Origin of the sequence: Rahnella sp. CFA14(1/10), assembly GCF_004195095.1 — a bacterium.
In the GTDB taxonomy this organism is placed as follows: domain Bacteria; phylum Pseudomonadota; class Gammaproteobacteria; order Enterobacterales; family Enterobacteriaceae; genus Rahnella; species Rahnella perminowiae.
In genome coordinates this window covers 37,454-61,524 of record NZ_SEWS01000008.1, presented here as the reverse complement: position 1 = coordinate 61,524, position 24,071 = coordinate 37,454, and the positions used below count along the sequence as shown (strand labels likewise).

The 24,071-nt window shown below is 52.5% G+C and carries 19 protein-coding genes; 6 read left to right on the top strand and 13 right to left on the bottom strand.

Annotated features, from left to right (window positions below; all coding sequences use genetic code 11):
• Positions 1-180 precede the first annotated feature (180 nt).
• The gene (gene csiE, locus EVX52_RS16495; protein ID WP_129955114.1) at positions 181-1,461 is read left to right on the top strand and encodes a stationary phase inducible protein CsiE; all 1,281 of its coding nucleotides are present in this window, start codon (positions 181-183) and stop codon (positions 1,459-1,461) included.
• Here the strand turns inward: csiE and EVX52_RS16490 are convergent.
• Both EVX52_RS16490 and glyA read right to left on the bottom strand, forming a co-directional pair.
• Positions 1,458-2,618: a 3-phenylpropionate MFS transporter gene (locus EVX52_RS16490; RefSeq protein WP_129991678.1), complete on the bottom strand. Its 1,161-nt coding sequence runs from the start codon at positions 2,616-2,618 to the stop codon at positions 1,458-1,460. The two genes, csiE and EVX52_RS16490, sit on opposite strands and share 4 nt — an antisense overlap.
• 163 nt (positions 2,619-2,781) lie before the next feature.
• Positions 2,782-4,035, bottom strand: coding sequence for a serine hydroxymethyltransferase (gene glyA / locus EVX52_RS16485; protein WP_129955112.1), 1,254 nt, complete (start codon positions 4,033-4,035; stop codon positions 2,782-2,784).
• 328 nt (positions 4,036-4,363) lie between these two features.
• On the opposite strand from glyA, the gene hmpA reads away from it, so the two are divergent.
• Positions 4,364-5,554, top strand: a complete 1,191-nt coding sequence (hmpA, locus tag EVX52_RS16480; RefSeq protein ID WP_129955111.1) for an NO-inducible flavohemoprotein — start codon at positions 4,364-4,366, stop codon at positions 5,552-5,554.
• A 64-nt stretch (positions 5,555-5,618) separates the two neighbouring features.
• Here hmpA and EVX52_RS16475 read toward each other — a convergent pair whose 3' ends face one another.
• From EVX52_RS16475 to EVX52_RS16445, 7 genes are all read right to left on the bottom strand, one after another.
• A complete protein-coding gene (locus EVX52_RS16475) occupies positions 5,619-7,019 on the bottom strand; it encodes a cytochrome c (protein ID WP_129991677.1) in 1,401 nt (466 codons plus the stop codon).
• A gap of 10 nt (positions 7,020-7,029) precedes the next feature.
• Entirely contained in the window at positions 7,030-8,631 is a 1,602-nt protein-coding gene (locus EVX52_RS16470) for a GMC family oxidoreductase (protein ID WP_129955109.1), read from the bottom strand.
• Between the two features lie 26 nt (positions 8,632-8,657).
• Positions 8,658-9,179 carry a sorbitol dehydrogenase family protein gene (locus EVX52_RS16465; protein WP_129955108.1) on the bottom strand — a complete coding sequence of 174 codons (522 nt, stop codon included), beginning with the start codon at positions 9,177-9,179 and terminating at the stop codon, positions 8,658-8,660.
• 411 nt (positions 9,180-9,590) lie between these two features.
• Positions 9,591-9,929: a nitrogen regulatory protein P-II gene (gene glnB, locus EVX52_RS16460; protein ID WP_013574351.1), complete on the bottom strand. Its 339-nt coding sequence runs from the start codon at positions 9,927-9,929 to the stop codon at positions 9,591-9,593.
• Positions 9,930-10,083: 154 nt separating this feature from the next.
• Complete coding sequence (gene glrR / locus EVX52_RS16455) at positions 10,084-11,421, bottom strand: two-component system response regulator GlrR (protein ID WP_129955107.1); 1,338 nt, start codon at positions 11,419-11,421, stop codon at positions 10,084-10,086.
• A complete protein-coding gene (gene qseG / locus EVX52_RS16450) occupies positions 11,418-12,173 on the bottom strand; it encodes a two-component system QseEF-associated lipoprotein QseG (RefSeq protein WP_129955106.1) in 756 nt (251 codons plus the stop codon). Before qseG ends, glrR begins: the two co-directional genes overlap by 4 nt.
• The gene (locus EVX52_RS16445; RefSeq protein ID WP_129955105.1) at positions 12,173-13,612 is read right to left on the bottom strand and encodes a HAMP domain-containing sensor histidine kinase; all 1,440 of its coding nucleotides are present in this window, start codon (positions 13,610-13,612) and stop codon (positions 12,173-12,175) included. The genes qseG and EVX52_RS16445 overlap by 1 nt, the downstream gene beginning before the upstream one ends.
• Before the next feature lie 1,289 nt (positions 13,613-14,901).
• Between EVX52_RS16445 and EVX52_RS25595 the strand changes: the two genes are divergently transcribed.
• Positions 14,902-15,363, top strand: coding sequence for a hypothetical protein (locus EVX52_RS25595; protein ID WP_240783481.1), 462 nt, complete (start codon positions 14,902-14,904; stop codon positions 15,361-15,363).
• A gap of 222 nt (positions 15,364-15,585) precedes the next feature.
• On the opposite strand, the gene mrdA is transcribed toward EVX52_RS25595, so the two are convergent.
• A complete protein-coding gene (gene mrdA / locus EVX52_RS16435) occupies positions 15,586-17,532 on the bottom strand; it encodes a penicillin-binding protein 2 (RefSeq protein WP_129991676.1) in 1,947 nt (648 codons plus the stop codon).
• Between the two features lie 207 nt (positions 17,533-17,739).
• Positions 17,740-18,138: a hypothetical protein gene (locus tag EVX52_RS16430; RefSeq protein WP_240783480.1), complete on the bottom strand. Its 399-nt coding sequence runs from the start codon at positions 18,136-18,138 to the stop codon at positions 17,740-17,742.
• Positions 18,139-18,331: 193 nt separating this feature from the next.
• Between EVX52_RS16430 and EVX52_RS16425 the strand changes: the two genes are divergently transcribed.
• From EVX52_RS16425 to EVX52_RS16415, 3 genes are all read left to right on the top strand, one after another.
• Positions 18,332-19,108: an alpha/beta fold hydrolase gene (locus tag EVX52_RS16425; RefSeq protein ID WP_129955102.1), complete on the top strand. Its 777-nt coding sequence runs from the start codon at positions 18,332-18,334 to the stop codon at positions 19,106-19,108.
• A gap of 365 nt (positions 19,109-19,473) precedes the next feature.
• Positions 19,474-20,724 carry an OFA family MFS transporter gene (locus EVX52_RS16420; protein ID WP_129955101.1) on the top strand — a complete coding sequence of 417 codons (1,251 nt, stop codon included), beginning with the start codon at positions 19,474-19,476 and terminating at the stop codon, positions 20,722-20,724.
• 135 nt (positions 20,725-20,859) lie between these two features.
• On the top strand, positions 20,860-21,063 hold the full coding sequence (locus EVX52_RS16415; protein ID WP_129955100.1) for a hypothetical protein: 204 nt from the start codon (positions 20,860-20,862) through the stop codon (positions 21,061-21,063).
• A 52-nt stretch (positions 21,064-21,115) separates the two neighbouring features.
• On the opposite strand, the gene EVX52_RS16410 is transcribed toward EVX52_RS16415, so the two are convergent.
• Together EVX52_RS16410 and EVX52_RS16405 are read right to left on the bottom strand one after the other, a co-directional pair.
• On the bottom strand, positions 21,116-22,462 hold the full coding sequence (locus EVX52_RS16410; RefSeq protein ID WP_129955099.1) for an enolase C-terminal domain-like protein: 1,347 nt from the start codon (positions 22,460-22,462) through the stop codon (positions 21,116-21,118).
• A complete protein-coding gene (locus tag EVX52_RS16405; RefSeq protein WP_129955098.1) occupies positions 22,455-23,792 on the bottom strand; it encodes an MFS transporter in 1,338 nt (445 codons plus the stop codon). Before EVX52_RS16405 ends, EVX52_RS16410 begins: the two co-directional genes overlap by 8 nt.
• Between the last annotated feature and the right edge of the window lie 279 nt (positions 23,793-24,071).

The following is a 24,071-nucleotide window of genomic DNA, read 5'->3' as shown; positions in this document are numbered from 1 at the left end:
TCTGGCGCCATTATATTGTTACTAAGTAACAGTATTTTGCTGTGCATTTAAGCGGTCGTCAAAAATATCTGTGATCTGAGTTGTAAGCCGGAGTAAAAGCCAATCTCCGCGCCTTATTGCGGGCATTCGCTTTGCTATGCTTGACTAATAATTTCAGGCGATACTTTTTCGGCAGGTGATATGAATCCAGAAAAACAGCCCTCCCCTGCGCTTTCCGCTACGCAACGCCGTTGCCACGTGTTGCTGATGCTTTACGCGCCGCTGACGGCGGTTCAGCTGGAGATCATCAGTGAAATTAATGGTGTCGCATTAGACATCACGTGGGAAGATCTGGCAGAAGTGACCTGCGAAATTCAGCGGATCCATCAGCTTGATGTGCTGCAATATAGCGAAAAACAGTGCCGTATTCAGGGCGACGCGCTTGCTCAGCGGCTGTGTTTATTTCAGGGTTTGCGCCGCACATTACGTATTTCCCCGGATTTCGTTTCGCGCCATTTCATCCCATGGTTGCACATCGCGTTTGAAGGCCAGACCTGCCCGAAAGCGGCACTGCGCACCGATATTCTGGGTTTGATGCTCGAAGATTGCGGTGCATTGCTGCCCAGGCCGCTGAGCGGACATGACCGCCAGCTGATGCTTATCTGTCTTCAATACTGTCTGTGGCAAAACAACGGCCCGACCGGCTTGCGTTTTACCGAACAACAGCGGCGCTGGTTGCGTGAAAAACCGGAATATCCTGCCGCCCGCGAACTGTTTAGCCAGTTGCAGGCACTCAGCAAAGGCCGGCTGGATGACTGCGAATGTGAGTTTTTCACGCTGATGTTACGGATGCTGAAAATCCACAGTTATCAGAGTTCCGGCTCAACGGAAGATCAGCGCCTGTTGTTAGAAATTGAAAATATGGTGGCGCGTTTTCAGGATATTGCCGGCATGAAATTCAGCAGTTACGAAGGACTGGTCGGTCAGCTTTTCGCTCATCTGGGCCCGGCAATTGAACGCTGTCATTTCGGCATCGGCATCGATAACCTGATGCAGGAAGAAGTGAACCGGATGTATCCGCGTCTGGTGCGTACCACCCGCGAGGCGTTACAGGGGTTTGAGCACGAATACCTGATTACGCTTTCAGAAGATGAAGTCGGGCTGGTGGCCATCACCTTTGGTGCATGGCTGATGCAGGGTAACGCCTTGCAGGAGAAACAAATTTTGCTGCTGACCCACGATAATCCGCAGCTGGAAGAAGCCGTCGAGCAGCAAATCCGCGAGGCGACGCTGCTGCCGCTGAACATCAAATATCAGACGCTGGCGGATTTCTATAAATTCGGCGCACCGAGTGGCGTAGCGATGATTGTCACCCCCTACGCCACCCGCAGCACTGACGCCGATCCGCTGGTGATCCACACGCAGTTACCGCTGGCAAAAGAGCAGCGGAAACGTATCCGCTCGCTGCTCGAAGCTCCCTAACGGGCTGATGTCGCAACCGTTGACGGCGTCACAGCCGGACGCAGAAAAATCGCCGGCACCGCCAGCAACGCCATCACCCAGAATAATCCGGCATGCAGATGTTCGAACAGGAAACCGGATAACATGGTCATCACTGCCACGCCGCCCCCCATTGCCAGTGCGGAATACACCGATTGCAGACGGATCACCTGATCACCTGGCCGTGCAGCAATAAACCGCATGCCCGCCAGATGGCAGACCGTAAACGTGCCACAGTGTAAAATCTGCATCACAATCAGCCACGGCAAAGCGGTAAACGCCCCCATCATTGTCCAGCGCAACACGCCGCATACGGCCGAAAGCAGCAGAAGATCCCGTGCCGACCAGCGGCTGAACAGCTGTTTACTGAAGGTGAATACCAGCACTTCCGCCACCACACCCAGCGACCATAAATAACCGATAGTTGTGGAAGAATAGCCCACATCCTGCCAGTAAATGGCACTGAAACCGTAATACGCTGCGTGAGCCCCCTGTAGCAGCGTCACGCATAACAGAAAACACCAGACCGGTTTTTCGCTCAGCAACGCTTTCCACGAAATACCCGGCGCACCGCTTGCACGCGGCTCTCCTGCCGGCTTCACGCTCGGGCGCAATAACATGCCGAGCAGCATCGCCGCCACGCCTGCGGTCAGCGTATAGAGAATCGCGTTATGGCCATACACCTCGACCAGTTTGCCTGTGACCGCCGAACCAATCACAAAGGCAATGGAACCCCAGACGCGCACCTTGCCATAATCCATATTGATCTGCCGTTGTAGCGTACCTGCCAGCGCATCGGTCAGCGGCACCAGCGGACCGAAGAACAGACTGAATCCGGCGATGTTAATCATCAGCCATGCCCAGCCGTTGCCAAACCAGAAACCGACGGCAAACGCCAGCGTAAGCAGCGCCAGAATACGCAGACCGGTAATAAGGTAAGAAGGGTCTTTGATGGAGGGAGAAATGATGAGCGTGCCGAGAAAGCGGGCGACCAGACCGGCACCGAGCAGCAGGCCGATGCTTTCGGAGGAGATCCCCTCGCCTTTGAGCCACAAGCCCCAGAAGGGAAGAAAAATACCGTAACTGAAAAAGTAGGTGAAATAACTGAGTGCAAGCCAGCGCGTGGAACGCAATTCCATAAATCCTCCGGTGTGAGGCCAATACTTTGACAAAGCTCACAATCGCTAGCAATCCGCAGACGCTTTCTGACTTCAGGAATGTCTGCCAGCTCACAAATTCTGATACATGCCCATAAAAAAACCCGCCGGAGCGGGTTTTCGCAGCTTAACGGCTTCGCAAATATTACGCGTAAACCGGGAAGCGTGCACAGATGTCGAGCACTTTCTGTTTAACGCGTTCGATGGTTGCTTCATCGTTCACGTTGTCCAGCACGTCACAGATCCAGCCAGCCAGTTCACGCGCTTCGGCTTCTTTGAAACCGCGACGGGTGACGGCTGGTGTACCGATACGCACACCGGAAGTCACAAACGGGCTCTTCGGATCGTTAGGCACGCTGTTTTTGTTCACAGTGATGTTAGCGCGGCCCAGTGCAGCATCCGCTTCTTTACCGGTCAGGTTTTTATCCACCAGATCCATCAGGAACAGATGGTTGTGTGTGCCGCCGGATACCACTTTGTAGCCGCGTTCCAGCACCACAGCCACCATGGCCTGTGCGTTTTTAGCCACCTGTTGCTGGTAAGCTTTGAACTCAGGCTCCATCGCTTCTTTCAGTGCGACTGCTTTACCGGCAATCACGTGCATCAGCGGGCCGCCCTGGCCACCCGGGAAGACAGCGGAATTGAGTTTTTTATAGAACTCTTCGTCACCGCCTTTCGCCAGAATCAGACCGCCGCGTGGACCGGCCAGCGTTTTGTGCGTGGTGGTGGTCACGATATGTGCGTGAGGAACCGGGTTCGGGTAAACGCCTGCAGCAATCAGACCGGCAACGTGTGCCATATCAACGAAGAAGTAAGCACCAACGCTGTCGGCAATTTCACGCATTTTTGCCCAGTCAACGATACCGGAGAATGCGGAGAAGCCGCCGATGATCATTTTTGGTTTATGCGCTTCGGCCTGACGTTTCACGTCTTCGTAATCGATATCGCCGCTTTCGTCGATGCCATAAGGCACCACGTTATACAGTTTGCCGGAAAGGTTAACCGGTGAACCGTGAGTCAGGTGACCACCATGGCCAAGGTTCATCCCCAGAATAGTGTCGCCCGGTTGCAGCAATGCGGTATACACCGCGAAATTTGCCTGTGAGCCGGAGTGCGGCTGAACGTTGGCGAAATCTGCACCGAACAATTCTTTTGCACGGTCGATGGCCAGTTGTTCTACGATGTCGACGTATTCACAGCCACCATAATAACGTTTGCCCGGATAGCCTTCGGCATATTTGTTGGTCAGTTGCGAACCCTGAGCCTGCATGACACGCGGGCTGGTATAGTTTTCTGACGCAATCAGCTCGATATGTTCTTCCTGACGAACAACTTCTTTTTCCATTGCTGCCCACAGCTCAGCATCATAATCGGCAATGTTCATTTCACGCTTTAACATCCGCATCTCCTGACTCAACAAACTAAAAAAAAGCCCCTTCCGGGTTCTGCGCCACAGTGTAAATGTTTAAGCGGCCTTCGGATAGGGTCAGTTTGAGGTTTTTAGGCAAACGATTGGCTCCAGATACAGCAAGGCTTTGATCTGCGAACCTCTGCCCATAATCAAGAGATATTTATTCACCCGGTCATGCACAAATTTCAGCTTTGTGACCCGGCCCCTGCGGGGGAAAGCCCTTACCCCTTTAGGGGGGTTTACAGCAATAGTCGGTTTATATAACATGTATTTTAAATACATGTTATATAAAATTCTCACAGAGCCGGAGTTCACCATGCTTGATTCAGCCACTATCGCCACCGTTAAATCCACTATCCCTTTGCTCGCTGCGACTGGCCCGAAACTGACCGCACACTTCTATGACCGCATGTTCACACATAACCCCGAGCTGAAAGACATCTTTAATATGAGCAACCAGCGCAACGGCGATCAGCGTCAGGCGCTGTTCGATGCCATCTGCGCTTACGCCGCCAATATTGAAAACCTGGCGGCGCTGCTGCCTGCCGTGGAGCGCATCGCGCAGAAACACACCAGTTTTACCATTCAGCCTGAGCAATACAATATTGTCGGGACTCACCTGCTGGCAACGCTGGATGAAATGTTCAGTCCGGGCCAGGAAGTGCTGGATGCGTGGGGCAAAGCCTATGGCGTGCTGGCGGATGTGTTTATCAACCGTGAAGCTGAAATTTATCAGGACAGTGCAGAAAAAACCGGTGGCTGGCACGGTACGCGTGAATTCCGTATTGCCGAAAAACAACCGCAAAGTGAGCTCATTACCTCTTTCGTGCTGGAGCCTGTCGATGGTAAACCGGTGGCGGACTTCAAACCGGGGCAATATCTGGCGGTGTATATTCGTGATGCTTCACTGGAAAATCAGGAAATCCGTCAGTATTCTCTGACGCAGGCACCGAATGGCAAAAGCTACCGCATCGCGGTAAAACGCGAAGGGCAAGGTGCGGTGTCCAACTTCCTGCATAATTTCGCGCAACCGGGCGATATTATTCATCTCGCCGCCCCGCACGGTGATTTCTTTATGGACATCAGCGATATCACGCCGGTGGCGCTGATATCCGCCGGTGTCGGTCAGACGCCAATGTTAGGCATGCTCAACACACTGGCACAGCGCGGACACCCTGCCCCGGTTCAGTGGTTGCACGCCGCGGAAAACGGCGCGGTGCATGCGTTTGCCGGTGAAGTGAAAAACGCGCAGGAAAGCCTGCCGCAACTGGAACATCATGTCTGGTATAACCTGCCACAGGCTGATGATTTACCCGGAGAAGATTTCCAGTATCAGGGACTGATGGATCTGAGCAAAGTCAGCGGGTCACTGAGCACCCCGGACATGCATTTCTATCTGTGCGGACCGGTGGGCTTTATGCAGTTCGTCGCCAGACAACTGCTGGCGATGAACATCAGCGAAGCTAACATTCACTACGAATGTTTCGGCCCGCATAAAGTGATTTAATCCCTGCACGAAAAAAAAGGCTGACACAGAATGTCAGCCTTTATTATTGCTGCGTCAGCAGGTATTAAGGACGACGGCGACGCATAAAGAATAAAGCAATCAGCAGGATAACCACCAGCCCGGCAATGCCCATTCCCCAGTGCGCCAGTTCCAGCAGCGGCGAAGGTTTGCCGCCTGCACGCAATTCTTTCACCCGCTCCGGCGTAACTTTCGCCTGATCGTTGCCAAACTGCTGCAACAGCTGATTGCTCAGCGTAGCGACCTGCGTATCTGACAGTAAATGCTCAAAGGCCGGCATCGCGACATCTTTGTTTTCCGGCCCGCGCTGCACGCCATGTAAAATCGCCATCACCAGATTGTCGCTGTTCAGATGTCCCAGCGCAGTGTTATTCATCAGCGACGGCAGGCCACCGTCTTTGCTGCCACGCCCGTCGGGCTGATGGCAACTGGCACAATAACCGTCATACACCTGCCAGCCGGTCATTTTTCCGGCGTCAGCCGGACGCGGAACGCCACGCAGCGTATCGACATAATTCGCCGGTGATCCGAACTGATCGGCGGCTTTCGCCTGTCCTTCCTGACTGACCGGCGTGGTTTGTTTCAGCCAGACGGCAATCGCCTGCAAATCGCTGTCGCTCAGATGGCTCAGGCTGTGGTCAATCGCTTCAGCCATCGGCCCTGCCGCCTGCGCCTTGCCCGGTGCGTGACCCGTTTTCAGGTAACCGGCAATTTCATCCGTGCTCCAGTTGCCAATACCGCTGACCGCATCCGACGTAATGTTCGGTGCAAACCAGGTGCCCAGACTGCTGCCGCTCAGCGCTTTATCGCCCTGCTCTGCCATCAGCGCATTACGTGGCGTATGGCAAGTACTGCAGTGTGCGAGTGCTTCGCCAAGATAGGCCCCCCGGTTGATCTGATCGCTTTTCGACGGATCGGCTTTAAACGCCCCTTTTTCGAGGAACAACAAGTTCCAGCCCGCCATCGACAGACGCACGTTGAACGGGAACGGCAATGCTGTCGGCGTTGATGGCACATCAACCGGTGATACACCCTGCATAAAATAGGCATACAACGCTTTCATATCGTCATCGCTGATTTTGGCATACGAGGTGTAGGGCATCGCCGGATACAGATTCGCGCCATCGCCGCGCACACCGTCGCGCACTGCATGTTCAAACTGTTCCAGCGTATAATTACCGATACCGTCTTTTTTAGAGGGTGTGATGTTGCTCGAATAAATGGTGCCCAGCGGCGTCGCCAGCCCGAGGCCGCCGGCAAACGGCTTGCCACCTTCGGTGGAATGGCATGCCACACAGTCTCCGGCTACTGCGATATATTCGCCTTTCCTGATCAGCGCATCCTGCTCCGGCGATAACGCGGCGTAAGCCGTGCCCGCAGTCAGGCTCAGGCCAAAGGCCAGCAACGCGCCCGTCAGACGTTTGTAAGTGAAACGGTTCAGAGTCATGTCAGTCAGCCTATAGCGCAGTTTTGGCAAGATGATCAGCGGTACGTAATGCCAGCGCAACAGCGGTCAGCGTGGAATTGACCGTGGCCGAGGTTGGCATCACGCCGGTACTGGTGATGAACAGATTTTCATGGTCATGGGTGCGTCCGAATGCATCTACCACAGAATCTTTCGGGTCATGACCCATGCTCATCGTGCCGGTGATGTGCTGGTTGTTGCCGTAAACGCCCGGCTTACTGAAGCGTAAGTTGGTGCCCCCCATCAGTCGGGCAATTTCGGTGTATTCCTTCACCGCACGCGCCATACCGCGATGCACATAATCATCCATGTGGTAAATCGCTGCCGGTTTCGGAATACCCAGTTTGTCTTTTTTATCGCTGAGAATGATGCGGTTATCGTAATTGGGCAGCTGTTCCATCACGTTTTTCAGGCTGGTCTGGTGCGACGCCCGGCGACGAATTTCGTTATCCAGACTGATGCCGTAGACGCCTTCCGCCAGCAAATCCTGCGTGACCGACTGCACCTGGGAAGAGTTGGCGATATCGATACGGAACGAGGCGTAATCTTTACGGAAATCGCCGTCGCGCAGGCTGTTGATTGAAGCCGGGCTCATCGGCCCGCGCCCTGCCCACAACGGTTCTTCGGTTTCAAACGTCAGAGAATTACTCGGGTGATCCATCAGGTGACGCCCGACGGTGCCGGAACTGTTTGCCAGCCCGTCCGGATATTTATCACTGGCAGAAATCAGCAGCAGTTTCGGGCTTTCAATGCCGTTGGCTGCCAGAACGAAGTTTTTCGCTGTGACTTTATGCTCACCTTTATCCGGATCATAATAATGCGCGGCGACAATGCGGCCTTTTTCGTCATGTTCCAGACGGTAAACCACGGCGTTGGTAATAAGCTTTGCGCCCGCCGCCTCAGCAGCCTGCGCTGCGATGCCGCCGTGATATTGTGCGTCGATCGGGCAAATCGGCATGCAGTTATTGTTACCGCAACAGGCCGGACGTCCGTCATAGTTACGGCTGTTACGCGCGGTAGTGTTAACAATCACGTCATAACCGCCAGGTGCCAGTCGCTCACGAAAACGCTGTTGCAGCCAGGATTCGGCGACCGGTTCCATCGGGAAGGGCTGGTTGCGCGGTGAGCCGTTGTCAGGTGCACCGGAGACGCCCATTTTCACTTCAGCTTCGTAATAAAACGGTTCCAGTTCTTCGTATGACAACGGCCAGTCACGCCCGACACCGTACAGCGTGTTGATCTTCATATCGTTTGGCAGAACACGCCACGCCTGTGCCGCCCAGTGCCAGGTGGTGCCGCCCATAATACGGATATATTCCGCCGGGAACGGATACGGCCCCTGCTGTTGCAGATAATCATTATCTTCCGGTTTATACACCGGATGTGGCGACCAGTCGGAATACGGATACGGCGACATAAAGTCTTTTTTACGCGGCGAATTACGGAAGTTTTCAGTCAGCGTTCCGCGGTCAATGCGCGGGCCGGACTCCAGAATAATGACGGAGATACCTTGTTTTGCCAGACGCTGTGCGACCAGCGAGCCGCAGATCCCTGAGCCGATGACGACGACGTCAGCGGAAAGTTGTTCACTCATTGCTTAACCCTTTTGGAACGTTATTTTCAGACGGGCTGTTTTGCCCAGGTACCGTAAGCGCCGTAGGCATAGCTCGGCGGATTGAGGTGATCGCGAACCGCAACATTCATCAGCGCATTTTCATACGCCAGACAAACGGCCTGTTTACCCTCGCCGACCACCCCGAGATACCACGCCTGAAGGATGCTGCGCGGCAGTTTCGCCAGCGCAGGCTGCTGTGCATCCAGCGTTTTTTGCAGATCAGCGGCGTCAATATGATTCGCCGTGATAAATCCCTGCAATGCCTGAACCTGTGCGGTGAAGTCCGGGTACAACTGCAACATCGTCTGGTAATAACGTTCAGAAAGGGCCGGATCTAACTGTTCGTGACCGGTCAGATACAGAGAAAGTTGGGTGAAATCCTGTTTTGCCTGAGACAAACCGGCAACCGGCGCGGCATAGACCGGGCTGAGCAGCAGCTTATTCATCAGCGGAACGGAAAGCGCCGCCAGTGCGCCCCCTAAAAATACGCGACGGGAAATACGTATGGGTTTTTCTTGTTGTGACATTGCAAAGCCTTTTGAATGGGCGTGAAAACCACGATCAACGGAGATCAATCCACACCAGTGTTGGTTGCCGGATACTTTCACCCTGAATTATTTTAGTGAGTGATTACAACGTACCTGACAAGTTTTTCTAACTGGTATAACAACAAGTGTGATTTTACTCTCACTTTTTCAACGAAGTCACAATAAAAACCCTTCAACCTTCACAAAAAACTAACAAATAGCATTTTTTGTGGTGATCGCCGAACAGGGTTTTTCCGTCTACGGAACAAAAGCGGGTCATCGAAACAGAATAAACAGAGGGTTGGGTGTGATTTGGTTAAAGAGTGATTGGTATAACAAGATGGGATCAACAGGGATAGGAAAGGGAAAATACAGGGCGGGTAACCGGCAATTACCCGCCCTGATGAAACATTAAATCGCTTCTTCGTCCTGCTCCCCGGTACGGATACGGACCACTCGTGCCACATCAAACACAAAGATTTTACCGTCACCGATTTTACCGGTCTGCGCGGTAGTCATAATGGTTTCCACACAGGTATCCACGATATCATCTGCCACGACAATTTCGATTTTCACTTTCGGCAGGAAATCGACCATGTATTCCGCACCACGGTAGAGTTCGGTGTGACCTTTCTGACGGCCAAAGCCTTTCACTTCGGTCACAGTCATCCCGGTAATCCCGACTTCCGCTAATGCTTCACGGACATCGTCGAGTTTGAATGGCTTGATAATCGCATCAATCTTTTTCATGGCGGACCCTTATAATCATTCGTTTGCTCTCCGCCTTCCTGCGCGGCAGCATGGTTCACAATCTGGTTTCGGATGCCTGTGGCATGCGAAGGCGCTAAAGGTATCATAGTTCAGCGGCAGGAATGTACCTCAAGCCTCTGAAAGTAAATTCCCGTTACTCTTTAAAATCGGTCGCTTCTAACGCATGGCGGGAGAGCAACTTATAAAACTCGGTGCGGTTACGCCCGGCAATACGTGCCGCCTGCGTCACATTACCTTTGGTGATTTGTAATAGCTTACGCAGGTAGTTCAGTTCGAACTGATTCCGCGCATCGGCAAACGTTGGCAGTGCGGTGTTTTCTCCTTCCAGTGCCTGTTGCACCAGAGCTTCGCTGATCACCGGTGCAGAAGTCAGCGCCACGCATTGCTCGATAACATTCACTAACTGGCGCACATTGCCCGGCCAGCTGGCGACCATCAGCCGTTTGAGCGCGTCCGTAGAAAAACTGCGCACAAAAGGTTTATGCCTTTGCGCCGCGACACGCAGCAGATGATTGGCCAGCAGCGGAATGTCTTCTGATCTTTCACTCAGCGTTGGCAACTTCAGGCTGACGACGTTAAGGCGGTAAAACAGGTCTTCGCGAAATTCACCCTTCTCCATCGCTTTCGGCAAATCACGGTGTGTTGCAGAAATAATGCGTACATCCACATCAATATCCTGATTGCTGCCCAGCGGACGCACCTTACGCTCCTGCAGTACACGCAGTAATTTCACCTGCAGCGACAACGGCATATCGCCGATTTCATCAAGGAACAACGTGCCGCCGGTCGCCGCCTGGAACAGCCCCTCACGATGGCTCACCGCGCCGGTAAATGCGCCTTTAGCATGGCCAAATAACTCGGATTCCAGTAACTGTTCCGGTAAAGCGCCGCAGTTAATGGCGATAAAAGCTTTTTTGCCGCGCGGGCTGGCAGCGTGAATGGCCTGTGCCAGCACTTCTTTACCGGTGCCGCTTTGGCCGTTAATCAGCACACTGACATCAGACTGCGCCACCATATTGGCCTGTTCAAGCAGACGCAACATGATCGGACTGCGGGTAACAATCGATTCGCGCCAGCTTTCATCAGCCGACGGACTGGACTGCGCCAGAGCTTCATCGATAGCCTTATACAGCGCATCGCGGTCAACCGGCTTGGTGAGGAATCCAAATACGCCCTGCTGGGTAGCGGCGACCGCATCGGGAATAGAGCCATGCGCGGTCAGAATGATCACCGGCATGCCTGGCTGGAATTTTTGGATTTCGGCGAACAGCGCCATGCCATCCATTTCATCCATGCGCAAATCGCTCAGCACCAGATCAATACGTTCGCGGTGCAGCACACGCAGCGCTTCAGCACCGCTTTCGGCGGTGGTGACACGAAAACCTTCGCTGGTCAGGCGCATGCCCAACAGTTTTAACAGGCTGGCATCGTCATCAACCAGCAATAAGCTGGCAGCTTTACGTATCGTCATTTTACGTTCTGATCCTTAGCGGGCGGCACGTAGGTTTCGGCAGGTTTGACCGCATTACCGGAAGCTGCCTTCACAGGCGTGCTGGTATCGTTATCCGGCAAATCGCCCTGACTCTGTTTGCGCGAGGAAAGCTGGCGCTCAATATCGGTCAGGTTTTCCAGCTTACGCCGCATATCCGTAAGATTATTTTCCAGCACCTGTTGTCCGGCGGTCAGCGTCTGAATTTTTTCTTCATTCAGCGCCTGCTGGCGGGCATTGCGGGCTTTTTCATCCCCCAGTACTACCTGCAGATTCTGCCGTTCACGCCATAACTGTACCAGCGGGCGAATCGAGCCCGGCATCTGGCCGCGGTACTCGCTGACTTTCGCCAGCAACGCGCGACGCTGCTGCTGATCGGGATCCGCACCGGAAAGCAGAATGCTTTGTTTAAACACCCTTTCCCACTGGGTTGCCGGGATCTGCTGCGCCTGATAACGCGCCTGCGCGTCACTCATCCGGTCAGCACAATCCATCGCCCGTAACCAGTACAGTGAATTGGTCATCGCGTCGCTGTCGTCCAGCGCCCAGAGCGTTTCACAAGGTGCAATACGAAAGTCGATCACTTTGCTGTCTGGCACGATCTGATCGGAAACTTGCTGATAATAATGGTTATTGCCGGAATGCGGCACGCAGCCTGCCAGCACCAGCGGTGCACCCACTAAGACCACCCGGCAGCGTAACAGCGCATACAAACCGCTTAAAAATTTGATCATTATTCATTCTTCTCAGCCGTCAGGGGCAATTCAATACGGAAACAAACGTCCGCATCCTCAACGGCAACCAGTTGCAGCTCTCCATGCATGCGACGAATGCAGTCCTGAGCAATACTCAACCCCAGACCGCTGCCTTTTACAGCCCCTTTTCTCTGCTGGCTACCCTGGTAAAAAGGTTCAAAAATCATCGCGCGCTCGGCCTGCGGGATCGGCATTCCGGTATTCGCCACCTCGATCATCACCCGTCCGTTTTCGTGCCGGCTGCGGACCCAAATAGTACCGGATTCAGCCCCGTAGTGCACCGCATTGGAATAGAGATTATCCAGCACCCGTCTCAGTAAAGTCGGTTCTGCCAGACACCGGGGCGCTTCGATCGTCACTTCACTGCGGATTTTTTTTGCGCGGGCAGGCAGGCTGTTAGCGGTCACAACGTCGTCCACCAACGCTTTAAGATCAACAACCACACTCAGCGTCGGTGCATCCGCCAGCTTGCGGTTGTAGTCGAGCAGTTGTTCAATCAGCGTTTGCAGGTGGCGGCTGCTGTTATTAAGAATAGCCACCACTTCTTTCTGATCCGGCGTCAGCCGCCCGGCCACTTCATCCGCCAGCAGTTCGGTGCCTTCACGCATACTGGCGAGCGGAGTTTTGAGTTCATGAGAAATATGACGCAGAAATTCGTGGCGTTGTGACTCCAGCCAGGCAAGGCGTTCACTCAGCCAGACGATACGCTGTACCAGCGAGCGGATCTCCCGCGGCCCTTTAAAGCGGGCCACATCCCCCAGATTGCGCCCTTCGCCCAGCCGGTTGATCATCCGCTCGACGCCTTTTACCGGCCCGATAATCATGCGGGTGAACAGCACCACCAATGCGCCACTGAGCAGAAAAAGCACCAGCGCCTGCCAGCCAAAAAACTGGCCGCGTTCGGCAATCGCACGCTGAAGTTGCTGTCCGCGCGAGAACACCACTTCCCGGGTTGCCTGAACCATCTCAGCATTAGTGCGTGAGAAATTTTCCAGTCGTGCAGAGGAGTCTTTATCCGGTGAGTTATTCAGACAGGTTGGTTGTGTCAGTTGTGTCAGCAAAGTGCGCAGCGTCTGGTAATAGCGCAGATCCGGCAGCACAGACGCATGCGCATCCAGCAACTGGGCATATTGTTTGTGCTGATTCTGATAAAGGCGGGAAAGCGTCGGATCGTCGAGGACACAATACTGGCGATAGCTGCGTTCCATTTCCAGCGCAATGCCGGACATCGATTCACTACGACGCGCATCACTGAGCGTGGTGCGGTTGATACGCGCCGCCTGCCGGCTGAGCTGATCCAGACTGTCATAAGCCTGATAAGCCAATACCAGTAACGGCAGCATCACCAGCAGGAAAGCCATTAAGACCAGCTGACGTAACGAACCGGGGAATAAACGTCTTCTTTTCAACGCATTCATCTCATTTACCACAGATAAAGTCATGCTAGCGGACAACGGTTTAAACAGCCAGTGTCGTCGGGGAGGTTAACAAGATGGGGAAACAGGAGAGACAGACGGCGAAGGGTTGGCCTGCTGAATATTCTTCAGAAAATTCAGCAGGCCGGAAAAGGTGGTGCCTCACTCAACGTGTCGTTCGATGCTTGATAACGTGCTTGCGCAACGATTATCGGTCGGGTGAACGATAGGCACCGTTTCTTTGGCGTCATTCGGACATTATGAGCATATCAACGCTTTCGCGTGAGCCAATCATAATCAGGTGAATGAGCAACTGCTGCAATCTAGCAGGATACATGCCAACTTTAAAGAAAAATATTCAAGCGCATGAATTTTAATAATTTTTATTTTAAAAATATTTCAAGCTTCCTCATAAGGCGCAATAATCCGTTGGAAAAACACCCAAGGTGTCGCTGAATCGCAACAGTATCCTACCGCGCAAACAGAATCCTTAATTATCAAACAGTTAAATGTCTCCAAATGGAGACAGCCCAAAAGGCTATTGTCGCTATTTTTAGACACATCCTGTCAGGAGTTAATGCCGGCTTTTTTGCTCAGCAGCTTATCGCTGCACATCGCCGGGCCTGAGCCGGCCGGTAAGGCCTCCACACACCTGTCGGCTACGTCGGATGCCTGCCGTTGGGTACACTCAGCCGACAACCGGTGTAAAAACGAATAACCGGATCGCGTGGGGTTAAAAACTCACAACAGAGTGATTTCCTGTTAATTATCTTTGCAGTTTCAAAGGATTATTATTTCTCAGGAGGTGAATCCTCTAAAAACGCTTAATTTATGACATCCGGGATCATACAATTTTGTTTTACCCACAGAAAATAAGAACATCTAAAACACATCAGATAATACTGTCAAAACCATAGCAAAAACAAATAATTATTAACAATACAATTATTTTTAATTATGTATTAAGCCATTCAAAAAGGATCACGTGTTATATTTCGGGGATAACCCTAAAAATAAACCACTGAGGCAGTATGTTTTCACATAAAAAGTCGGGAATTACATTTATTAAAAAACAGGATATTAAATATTTATCCGGGGACAGAGAAAAAATACTCAACAACTGGCGTTCCCTGCCAAAAAACTATGTTCTGATTCATGCCTTTGAAGGCGCGGAGAGTCCGTTTTGCCACCAACGCGCCTAATCTCTTTTAAGCAGTTGGGATATTATCAGCACCTCGCTGGTTGACTTAAAAGATATCCAACCCTTAAGCAAAACCAAGCGGTATACCGGAATGTATTGCGCCACTGCCTTAATTCTGGAAGTCCCGGTACAAAATATTCTTGGGACGCATCCGACTGACGTCTGGTTTCCTAATCACGTCGGGCGTAAAAATGGCTATGCCGGTGGCAGAATTATCGATGCTTCAGCCCTTAGTCGTGCGATATTCCGCGGAGAAGGTAAAGACGACTACCGGTGTGAAGGAGGATATCAACGACTGCTGACGCCTCAGACACTATTGTCAGAAGATAAGAAAAAACGCCATATTGAATCGCATAATGAAGTGCTCATTATCGGTCGCCCGGGAGTTAAGTTATATGCCGGTCTGCCGGCAACACAAAGGATCCGGGTGCGCAAAATAGTGGTTGTCGAACATACAGAAAGTAACGATATGTATGATTATTGTGCGGAATCACCCGAAGCAGTCGCCGCTAAAGCAGCAGAAATCAACCAGTTAGAATACGAGATAATTTGAGTCAATATCGATAAGTATGGGGTATACCCTGATGTCGTCCCCTAACAATGACACCCGGTTTTATAAGATACTGATTATTTGAGGATGAGTATCCGGCCCTTATTCAAACGAAATCCCGCTCTGCCGCCAGAACGCAGCTTCGCTGTTTAACGGCAGGGATATCAGCAAGTTGCACACCTTGCCGATCTAATAACGCAAGATGATGTGATCCGACGCCCGGCATCAATGCTCGCTAAAGCCCAGCGAATTGGGTGTCGGTACCGGCTGTTCGCAGTCAGCCGGATTATCCGCTTTCGCCGGATCACAAATTGCCGCCTGTGGCGGCAGGAAAATATGGTCAAGGATCGCACGCGCCGTTGGCCCTGCTACGACGCCGTCGCCGCCGCCATTTTCCATGATCAACGCCATCACCACTGTCGGGTGTTTATAAGGCGCAAACGCCGTATAGAAAATGTGGTCACGTAAACGTACCGGCGTCATTTTAGCGTTATAGACCTGATTCTCCCGCAAACTAAATACCTGTGATGTGCCGGATTTGGCCGCGATCTGATAAGGCGCGGTATGGAAAAGTTTATAGCCGGTACCGTTCGGGAGATTAGCCATCCCGAACATGCCGTTCTTCACGATGCCCCAGATCGGCGATTTTGGATCAGCAATTTGCTGCGTTGGCGGCATCTTATAAGGGGTAACTATTTTTCCACTTTTTGCAGAATACAGCAGATGGGGCGTTTCCAGCTTGCCGTTGTTCACCAGTGCGCTCAGCGCCCGTACCATCTGAATCGGCGTCGCCACCCAGTAACCCTGGCCGATACCTACCGAAACCGTATCCCCCTGGAACCAGCCTTTTTTGTGAACCTTCATTTTCCACTCACGGCTCGGCAGCACACCGTTATATTGCTCATCCAGATCAATACCGGTCGACTGACCATAGCCAAATTTACTCAGCCAGGTATGGATACGGTCGATGCCCATTTCATAGGCCACCTGATAGAAGAATGTATCGGCAGATTCTTCGATAGCTTTGGTCACATTCAGCATACCGTGACCGGTTTTTAACCAGTCGCGGTAATGGCGCGTGGTGCCCGGCAGCGTCCAGGTCGGCGCGCCGAAGAAAGTGGTTTGTGGCGTGATAACGCCTTCAAACAGCGCCGATGTCGCCATAAAAGGTTTCACCGTCGAAGCCGGCGGATACAGCCCTTGTGTCACACGGTTGATCAGCGGCAGATCCGGATTTTTCAGCAACGCGCTGTATTGTTTACTGGAGATGCCGTTCACAAACGGGTTCGGATCATAACTCGGGCTGGAGACCATTGCCTTGATCCCGCCGTCACGCGGATCCATCACCACCACCGCCGCACGCTGCCCTTTCAGCACTTTTTCGATGTACTGCTGCAAATCCAGATCCAGCGTCAGATAAATATTTTGCCCGGCCTGCGGCGGAACCTCTTTCAGTAAGCGCACCACATGACCATGGTTATCGACTTCAACTTCCTGATAACCTGTGCGGCCATGCAGAATATTTTCATAATACTTTTCAACGCCCTGCTTGCCGATATCGTGATCAGCGGCGTAATTCTCGGCGATACCTTCTGCTTCAAGACGTTTGGCATCTTTATCGTTTATCTTCGAAACATAACCCACGACATGTGCCAGTTCTGCGCCATACGGATAACGGCGTTGCTGATAGGTACTGATGGAGACGCCGGGAAAATCAAACTGGTTAACGGAAAAGCGTGCGACTTCGACATCCGTGAGCGCCAGTTTCAGCGGGATCTGCGCAAAGCGTCGTCCATGGATCATCGCATCATGAAAACTGTCCAGATCATCCTGCGTCAGACCGACAATGGGTTTCAGCGCATTTAGCGTAGCTTTAAGATCAGGAACTTTTCCCGGGATCACTTCAATCTGATACAGGGTGATATTTTGCGCCAGCACGACACCATTGCGATCCATGATCAACCCGCGGCTGGGTGCGATCGGCAGCATTTTGATGTCATTCTGATTTGAGCGGGTCTGGTAAAAATCATGCATGCCTATCTGCAGGTGATACAGATTAAACACCAGTGCAGACGACAGGAGGATCACGACCAGAAATGCGATCACGGCACGACGAACGAAAAGGACGGACTCGGCGGTATGGTCGCGGATTTCGTCGTTAAGTAAGGCCATAAGCGGGCAAATACCTTTTTTGTCTGCTTCTTGAAGCGGGCGAAAATGAAAAAACTGGATACCGGAAAAGTGCGCAAGAATAGCCCGTCGGGCAACAGGCGACTATAAGAAGTGTGCTAATGAACTGGCTGGAGTGTTTCTATTTATTGCAGGGCGTTGCGGACAGGCGTAACACCCCGGATTCAGAAAATGTGGTGGCCGGGCTTTTTATTTCGCAGTATTCACTTTGCAATCGCCGTAGACATAACCTTCAGTTTGCGTCGCGACCACAAAACTGTCTTTTACGTGAATATACATGAGGTTATCTTGCGCACCGGCTTTCATTGGCTGATTGTCTTTGCCAATGATGTCCGTCAGTTCCGGGCTGGCCACCATTTTGCTCCCATCGGGAGAAAAACTGAACGTGTTACCTGCGTCATAAACCTGTGCATTTTTATTGACGACCTCAGAAACATCGTTGCCATCATCGGACTGAGTATGATGCGTTAATACACATTGATACTGAGTGACAGCAGATGCTGAAAACGACGCCAGCACCAGGGAAACCGCCACATAACTGCCTAACCTGACCATCAGATAAATCCATAAAGTGAGCAAGAGTTCCATGCTATCACTTGTCTGACTGATAGAAAGCGCTCGCGAAAAAAATATTCGCAAGCTGAATGACTTAACTAAAATCCGCCATCATTTATGATAACCCCGTTCAGGGAAGCGCGTTTACTCGTTTTTTGTGCTGCCACCTGGAAAGATCCTGCCTATAATCCGCAGATTGCATTTAAGTTGTTAACAAAGGATTGAGATGAAATCGTTCAAAGTTCCCGGTACGGAAATGCATTTACGTTTCCATGAATTGTCAGGGCTGGGCGTCCCGCTGGTTTTCTTACACGGTCTGGGCTGTGCGGCCTCATGCGATTTTCCCCGGGTGGCGACAGATGCCTTCCTGCGTCCGCGACGCTCGCTGCTGTTGGATTTCGCCGGTTCAGGTTACAGCGATAAACCCGATAATTTCAGCTACAGCCTGCAGGCGCATACTGATTGTGTGATTGCCTGGCTGGAGAGTCTGAGTGTGCCGCAAGTCAATTTAATCGGTCACAGCATGGGCGGCAGCATCGCCATTATGGTGGCAGCGCAACGTCCTGATCTGATCCAGCGTCTGATTGTCGCCGAGCCAAATCTGGATGCCGGCGGTGGCACCTTCAGCCGCGCGGTTGCTCAGTACTCAGAAGAAGAGTATCTGCGCGAGGGCCATGCACACCTGATTAATGTCGCAGTACGCGGTAACGATCACATTTGGGCAGGGTGTATGGGCATCGCCTCGCCGCTGGCTATCCACCGTCAGGCAACCGGGCTGGTCAGAGGTGAAGCGGTATCATGGCGCGAACAGCTTTATCAGCTGGAAATGCCTGCGACGGTACTGTTTGGTGAATTTTCACTGCCTGAACCGGATGTCGCCGTTCTGCCGCAACAGGGTATTCAGACCGCCATTGTGCCGCAAGCCGGTCACTCAATGATGTGGGAAAACCCGACCGGCGTCGCGGCTGCGATTAATGCTGCGCTGAATGCCGGGGCATTGTAGGTCAGAGCATAGAAACGAAAACGAGCCAAAACGGCTCGTTTTTACAGCGTAATGATTTAAATCTCCCGGGCCGGACGTCTCCGACAGCACAACAATGCCTTCCAAAAAAGTTTGTTACCCTGCCCGAAAAAACTAAATGACGGATTAGTGATCCAGATCAACTAAAACCCGCGTCCCGCAAGGCCTGCAGCGGTGCTTTAAGTCCAATTTTGGGATGAATTTAGCCCGAAAATGGCGACTCATGCCGTCATGGATGCATTTCATTCCGCAACTCATGCATCTCACGCCACAAATCATCCGCATCCATTCAGCAGACTTATCATAGCCACAGTTAATTGAATCTACTTCGCTCGGGAGAACCCACTATGAGTGACAAATCTGGCATGCAGAACAACAACCGTACCCGCTGGCTCACACTGGCCGGTACTATTCTTACTCAGCTGGCGCTGGGTTCCGTTTATACCTGGAGTCTGTTTAACGGTCAGTTGTCTGAAAAACTCGGCGAACCGATCAGCCGCGTAGCGCTGACTTTCGGTATCCTGAGCCTGTGTCTGGCTCTCGCCTCTTCCGTTGCGGGTAAACTTCAGGAACGTTTTGGTGTGCGTACCGTCACCATCGCCGCCGGTTTACTGATGGCTGCCGGCTTCGCACTGACCGCGCATTCCGATAACGTCATCATGCTGTACATCAGCGCAGGTGTGCTGGTCGGTCTGGCGGACGGTGCCGGTTATCTGCTGACCCTGACTAACTGTGTGAAATGGTTCCCTGAACGTAAGGGGATGATTTCAGCCTGTTCAATCGGTGCTTACGGCCTGGGCAGCCTGTTATTTAAATTTGTCTGCGGTCACCTGCTGGCGACAGAAGGTCTGCAAAACACCTTTATGATCTGGGGCGGTGTGGCGATGGTCATGGTGATTGCCGGCGCACTGATGATGAAAGATGCACCGAAACAAGAAACGGCCGCAGTAACCCGCGAAGAAAATAGTCTGAATGACAACAGCAACGACAGCCGTGATTTCACGCTGGCCGAAGCGATTCGTGCGCCACAATACTGGATGCTGGCGCTGATGTTCCTGACCGCCTGCATGAGCGGTTTGTATGTGATTGGTGTGGCGAAAGATATCGGTCAGAGCCTGGTCAAACTGGATGCGCTGACGGCGGCTAACGCCGTGACCGTGATTGCGATTGCCAACCTGAGCGGTCGTCTGGTGCTGGGTGTATTGTCTGATAAAATGCAGCGTATCCGCGTTATCTCTATTGCACAGATTGTTTCACTGGCGGGTATGAGCATGATGCTGTTCACCCAGATGAACGAAATGATGTTCTTCCTCTCCGTGGCCTGTGTCGCTTTCAGCTTCGGCGGTACCATTACCGTTTATCCGTCACTGGTCAGCGATTTCTTCGGCCTGAACAACATGACCAAAAACTACGGCCTGCTGTATCTGGGCTTCGGTATCGGCAGCATCTTTGCTTCCCTGGTGGCTTCTCTGTTTGGTGGTTTCGCAGTGACCTTCAGCATCATCACCGCATTATTGATTGTGTCATTGGTTCTTTCTGCCACGATTCGCTTACCGAATAAGTCACAAGAAGCGCATAATACGCTCCAGCACGTGTAACACAGCAGCTGAGCGCAGCATAAATGATGAACGGGAGCACAATTTGCTCCCGTTTCTTATGAATAAAGCATATAAAATCGGCCGCTGAATCACACCCCCTTATGACAAAATGTGAACAGACCGGACACCCGCAAAATGAAACGCACCACCCTCGCTCTTTTTGGCCTGATGATAGCCATGACCACTTTCAACAGTTTGGCTCAGGCTTATCCTTCCAGCGCACAGGAAGTGGCTTCTGAACTGAACCGTAAAGCCAGCGAAAGCGGCACCAGACCGTCCACGACGATCGATGCAGGCGCACATACCAAACTGAACGCCAGCACCGACTATCTGAAGTAATCTTTTTGAAAGCGAAAATACCGGCCGTAACCCCACGCCGGTCATCCTGACGTCAGCGAACCAGTGTGGCGCGCTTGCCGTCAAACGCCCATCCGCGGATCAGATACTGCATGGCGATCGCATCATCGCGATCTTTGTGCCGCAGGTTGTTGTAACGCTGATGGGCAATGCCGACCGCATCCATATCCAGTTCAACGCCCAGCCCCGGCAGTTCATTCAGCGCCAGTTTACCGTCTTTAATCTGTAACGGATTTTTGGTCAGATGTTGACCTTCCTGCCAGATCCAGTGCGTATCGAATGGGGTGATTTCACCGGGCGCGGCGGCTCCGAGATGCGCCAGCATCGCCAGCGATACATCAAAATGATTATTCGAATGACAGCCAAGCGTCAGCCCCCACGCATTGCATAACGTACCGATAATATTCGCCCCGCGCATCGACCAGTAATGGGGATCAGCCAGCGGGATATCGATCGCATTCAGTTGCAGCGCATGGCTCATCTGCCGCCAGTCGTTAGCAATCATATTGGTCGCGACCGGTAATCCGGTGGCGCGCTTAAATTCCGCCAGCGTTTCGCGCCCGGAAAACCCCTGCTCTGCGCCGCACGGATCTTCCACGTAAGACAAAATCCCGTGCATGTCTTTGCACAGCGAAATCGCCTGATCCAGCGACCAGGACGCATTCGGATCCACCGTGATCCGTGCCTGCGGAAAGCGTTTTTTCAGCGCCCTTACCGTTTCAATTTCGACTTCGCCTGCCAGTACACCGCCCTTGAGTTTGAAATCTTTAAAGCCGTATTTATCCTGCGCCGCTTCCGCCAGTTGTACTACCTTGTCGTGGCTCATCGCCTCCTGATGGCGCAGGTGGTACCACGGATGCTGCCCCTCCTGCCGCTTTCCGTCCTGATATTCCAGATCGGTTTTCTGCCTGTCAGCGATATAAAACAGATAACCAAGCACCGGAACTTCATCGCGCTGTTTACCAGGCCCGAGCAGTTGCGCGACTGGCTGATTGAGAAACTGTCCCATCAGATCCAGCAGTGCGGTTTCCAGCACCGCGACAGCATTATGATGACGTTCGAGATCCCACGGACGGAAACCTGGCAACACAGGCTTCGGCTGGCGGTTTTCCTCCAGATCGCGTTTGTGTAACTCACTGACCAGCTGATTCATGATGCCAATTTCCTGCCCGACGATATGCGGGATGGCATCCGTGAGGATCTTCAGCACCACGCCGGTGGCGGGCGCTTCCCCCACGCCGGTATGCCCGGCATTGTCCTTGAGCACCAGCAAAATACGGGTGAAATAGCAGTGATGCGCACCGGCAATGTTCAGCAGCATACTGTCGTAACCGGCAACCGGAATGACCTGCATTTCGACAATTTTTGGCGTATCAGACATGATGTTTTGGCTCCATTCCCTGCGGGGCGTGATATTCGGGTTGAGTTGGCGTGCGATGAGTTTTGGTGAAGAACAGTGTGATAGCGGCAAAAACTGAAATCCCGCTGAGGATATACAAGCCCGCCGTGGTGCTGCCGGTGGTTTGTTGCAGATAGCCAAACACCGCCGGTGCGAAGAAACCGCCAAGATTGCCAAGAGAATTGATCAGCGCAATCCCCGGCGCCACGATCGATGACGGCAACTGGCTTTGCGGGATCGGCCAGAACAACACGGCACTGGATTTTGTCCCGATACACACCACACACAGTGCAAACAAGCCAAACCACGGACTGCCGACAGTGCACAGACAGGTGCCGACCGCCGCCACAATCAGCGCCAGTGCCAGAATGGTTTCACGACTGCCACGGAAACGGTCGCTGACGCGACCAAGAATATTGATAGCGATAATCGCACAAATCCACGGCACGGAATTCAGCATGCCAATCTGGAAAGGGGACAGCCCCGGAATACGTCCGATGATCTCCGGCTGCCAGAACACCAGCGTGTAACCGGTCATACACATCACAAAGAACAGAAAACACAGATACGCCATTTTCCCGTCAGTGATCAGCTTCCACCGCGACTGCCCCTGTGTATGTAAATCACGCGAACTGGATTCCGTGTTCAGCGCCGTACTCAGTGCCAGTTTTTCCTCGTCAGTCAGCCATTTTGCCTCTTCAGGTTTCGACACCAGAAAGAATGCCGCCACGATCCCGACCAGCACCGACAGTGCACCTTCAATAAACAGCACCCACTGCCAGCCGGGCAATCCCATAAAGTCATGCAGTTCCAGCAGGCCACCGGTAACCGGACCGGAAAGCAAATATGCCGCCGCCGAACCGGTGAGGATCAAAGCCGTGGCACGGCCGCGGTAAATATTTGGCACCCATTTACGAAAGTAAAACAGGATCCCCGGGAAGAAACCGGCTTCGGCGACGCCGAGCAAAAACCGCAGCACGTAGAATTGCATCGGTGTCGTGACAAAGCCCATGGCAAAAACTACCGCACCCCAGGTGATCATGATGCGTGTCAGCCAGACGCGCGCACCATACTTGTCCATCAGCATATTGCTGGGGATCTCAAACAGCGCGTAGCCGACGAAGAACAACCCGGCACCGAAACCAAACGCGGCGGTACTGATGCCCACGTCAGTTTCAAGGCTGTGTTTGATAAAGCCCACGTTGGTGCGGTCGATTTGATTAATGATCAACATCAGGATGAGCATAGGAATGGTGCGGGCAAAGAATTTGCGGTTTGCACTGCGTACCGCTTTGTTTTCATGACCGTTCATGGTGTTCCCTTAGCGTTGAAATTATGAACAACTGCAACACTAAGTAAGATGGGAACACCGGGATTTGCCATTGTGCAGCCGCCCAAGCTTTGATCACCAGCAAGGAATAACTCACACAGTTATTGCATATTATCAACGCATTAAACGATGTGCATAAGCACAACCCCCCGCTCAGCTTCATCATTGCTTTTAGACAGATTAGCGAGGAACTTCACAGTTCAGAAAGGGATTTCCAGACGGATTGCTTAAAATAAGAACACATATTTATCCATACGGATT

Bases quoted from the DNA above. Each gene is read 5' to 3' on its own strand.
- EVX52_RS16470 (WP_129955109.1), bottom strand. From the start codon at position 8,631: ATGAGTGAACAACTTTCCGCTGACGTCGTCGTCATCGGCTCAGGGATC.
- EVX52_RS16445 (WP_129955105.1), bottom strand. From the start codon at position 13,612: ATGAATGCGTTGAAAAGAAGACGTTTATTCCCCGGTTCGTTACGTCAG.
- EVX52_RS16405 (WP_129955098.1), bottom strand. From the start codon at position 23,792: ATGAACGGTCATGAAAACAAAGCGGTACGCAGTGCAAACCGCAAATTC.
- EVX52_RS16465 (WP_129955108.1), bottom strand. From the start codon at position 9,179: ATGTCACAACAAGAAAAACCCATACGTATTTCCCGTCGCGTATTTTTA.
- EVX52_RS16415 (WP_129955100.1), top strand. From the start codon at position 20,860: ATGAAACGCACCACCCTCGCTCTTTTTGGCCTGATGATAGCCATGACC.
- qseG (WP_129955106.1), bottom strand. From the start codon at position 12,173: ATGATCAAATTTTTAAGCGGTTTGTATGCGCTGTTACGCTGCCGGGTG.
- glyA (WP_129955112.1), bottom strand. From the start codon at position 4,035: ATGTTAAAGCGTGAAATGAACATTGCCGATTATGATGCTGAGCTGTGG.
- csiE (WP_129955114.1), top strand. From the start codon at position 181: ATGAATCCAGAAAAACAGCCCTCCCCTGCGCTTTCCGCTACGCAACGC.
- EVX52_RS16490 (WP_129991678.1), bottom strand. From the start codon at position 2,618: ATGGAATTGCGTTCCACGCGCTGGCTTGCACTCAGTTATTTCACCTAC.
- hmpA (WP_129955111.1), top strand. From the start codon at position 4,364: ATGCTTGATTCAGCCACTATCGCCACCGTTAAATCCACTATCCCTTTG.
- EVX52_RS16425 (WP_129955102.1), top strand. From the start codon at position 18,332: ATGAAATCGTTCAAAGTTCCCGGTACGGAAATGCATTTACGTTTCCAT.
- EVX52_RS25595 (WP_240783481.1), top strand. From the start codon at position 14,902: ATGTATTGCGCCACTGCCTTAATTCTGGAAGTCCCGGTACAAAATATT.
- EVX52_RS16420 (WP_129955101.1), top strand. From the start codon at position 19,474: ATGAGTGACAAATCTGGCATGCAGAACAACAACCGTACCCGCTGGCTC.
- EVX52_RS16410 (WP_129955099.1), bottom strand. From the start codon at position 22,462: ATGTCTGATACGCCAAAAATTGTCGAAATGCAGGTCATTCCGGTTGCC.
- EVX52_RS16475 (WP_129991677.1), bottom strand. From the start codon at position 7,019: ATGACTCTGAACCGTTTCACTTACAAACGTCTGACGGGCGCGTTGCTG.
- EVX52_RS16430 (WP_240783480.1), bottom strand. From the start codon at position 18,138: ATGGAACTCTTGCTCACTTTATGGATTTATCTGATGGTCAGGTTAGGC.
- glrR (WP_129955107.1), bottom strand. From the start codon at position 11,421: ATGACGATACGTAAAGCTGCCAGCTTATTGCTGGTTGATGACGATGCC.
- mrdA (WP_129991676.1), bottom strand. From the start codon at position 17,532: ATGGCCTTACTTAACGACGAAATCCGCGACCATACCGCCGAGTCCGTC.
- glnB (WP_013574351.1), bottom strand. From the start codon at position 9,929: ATGAAAAAGATTGATGCGATTATCAAGCCATTCAAACTCGACGATGTC.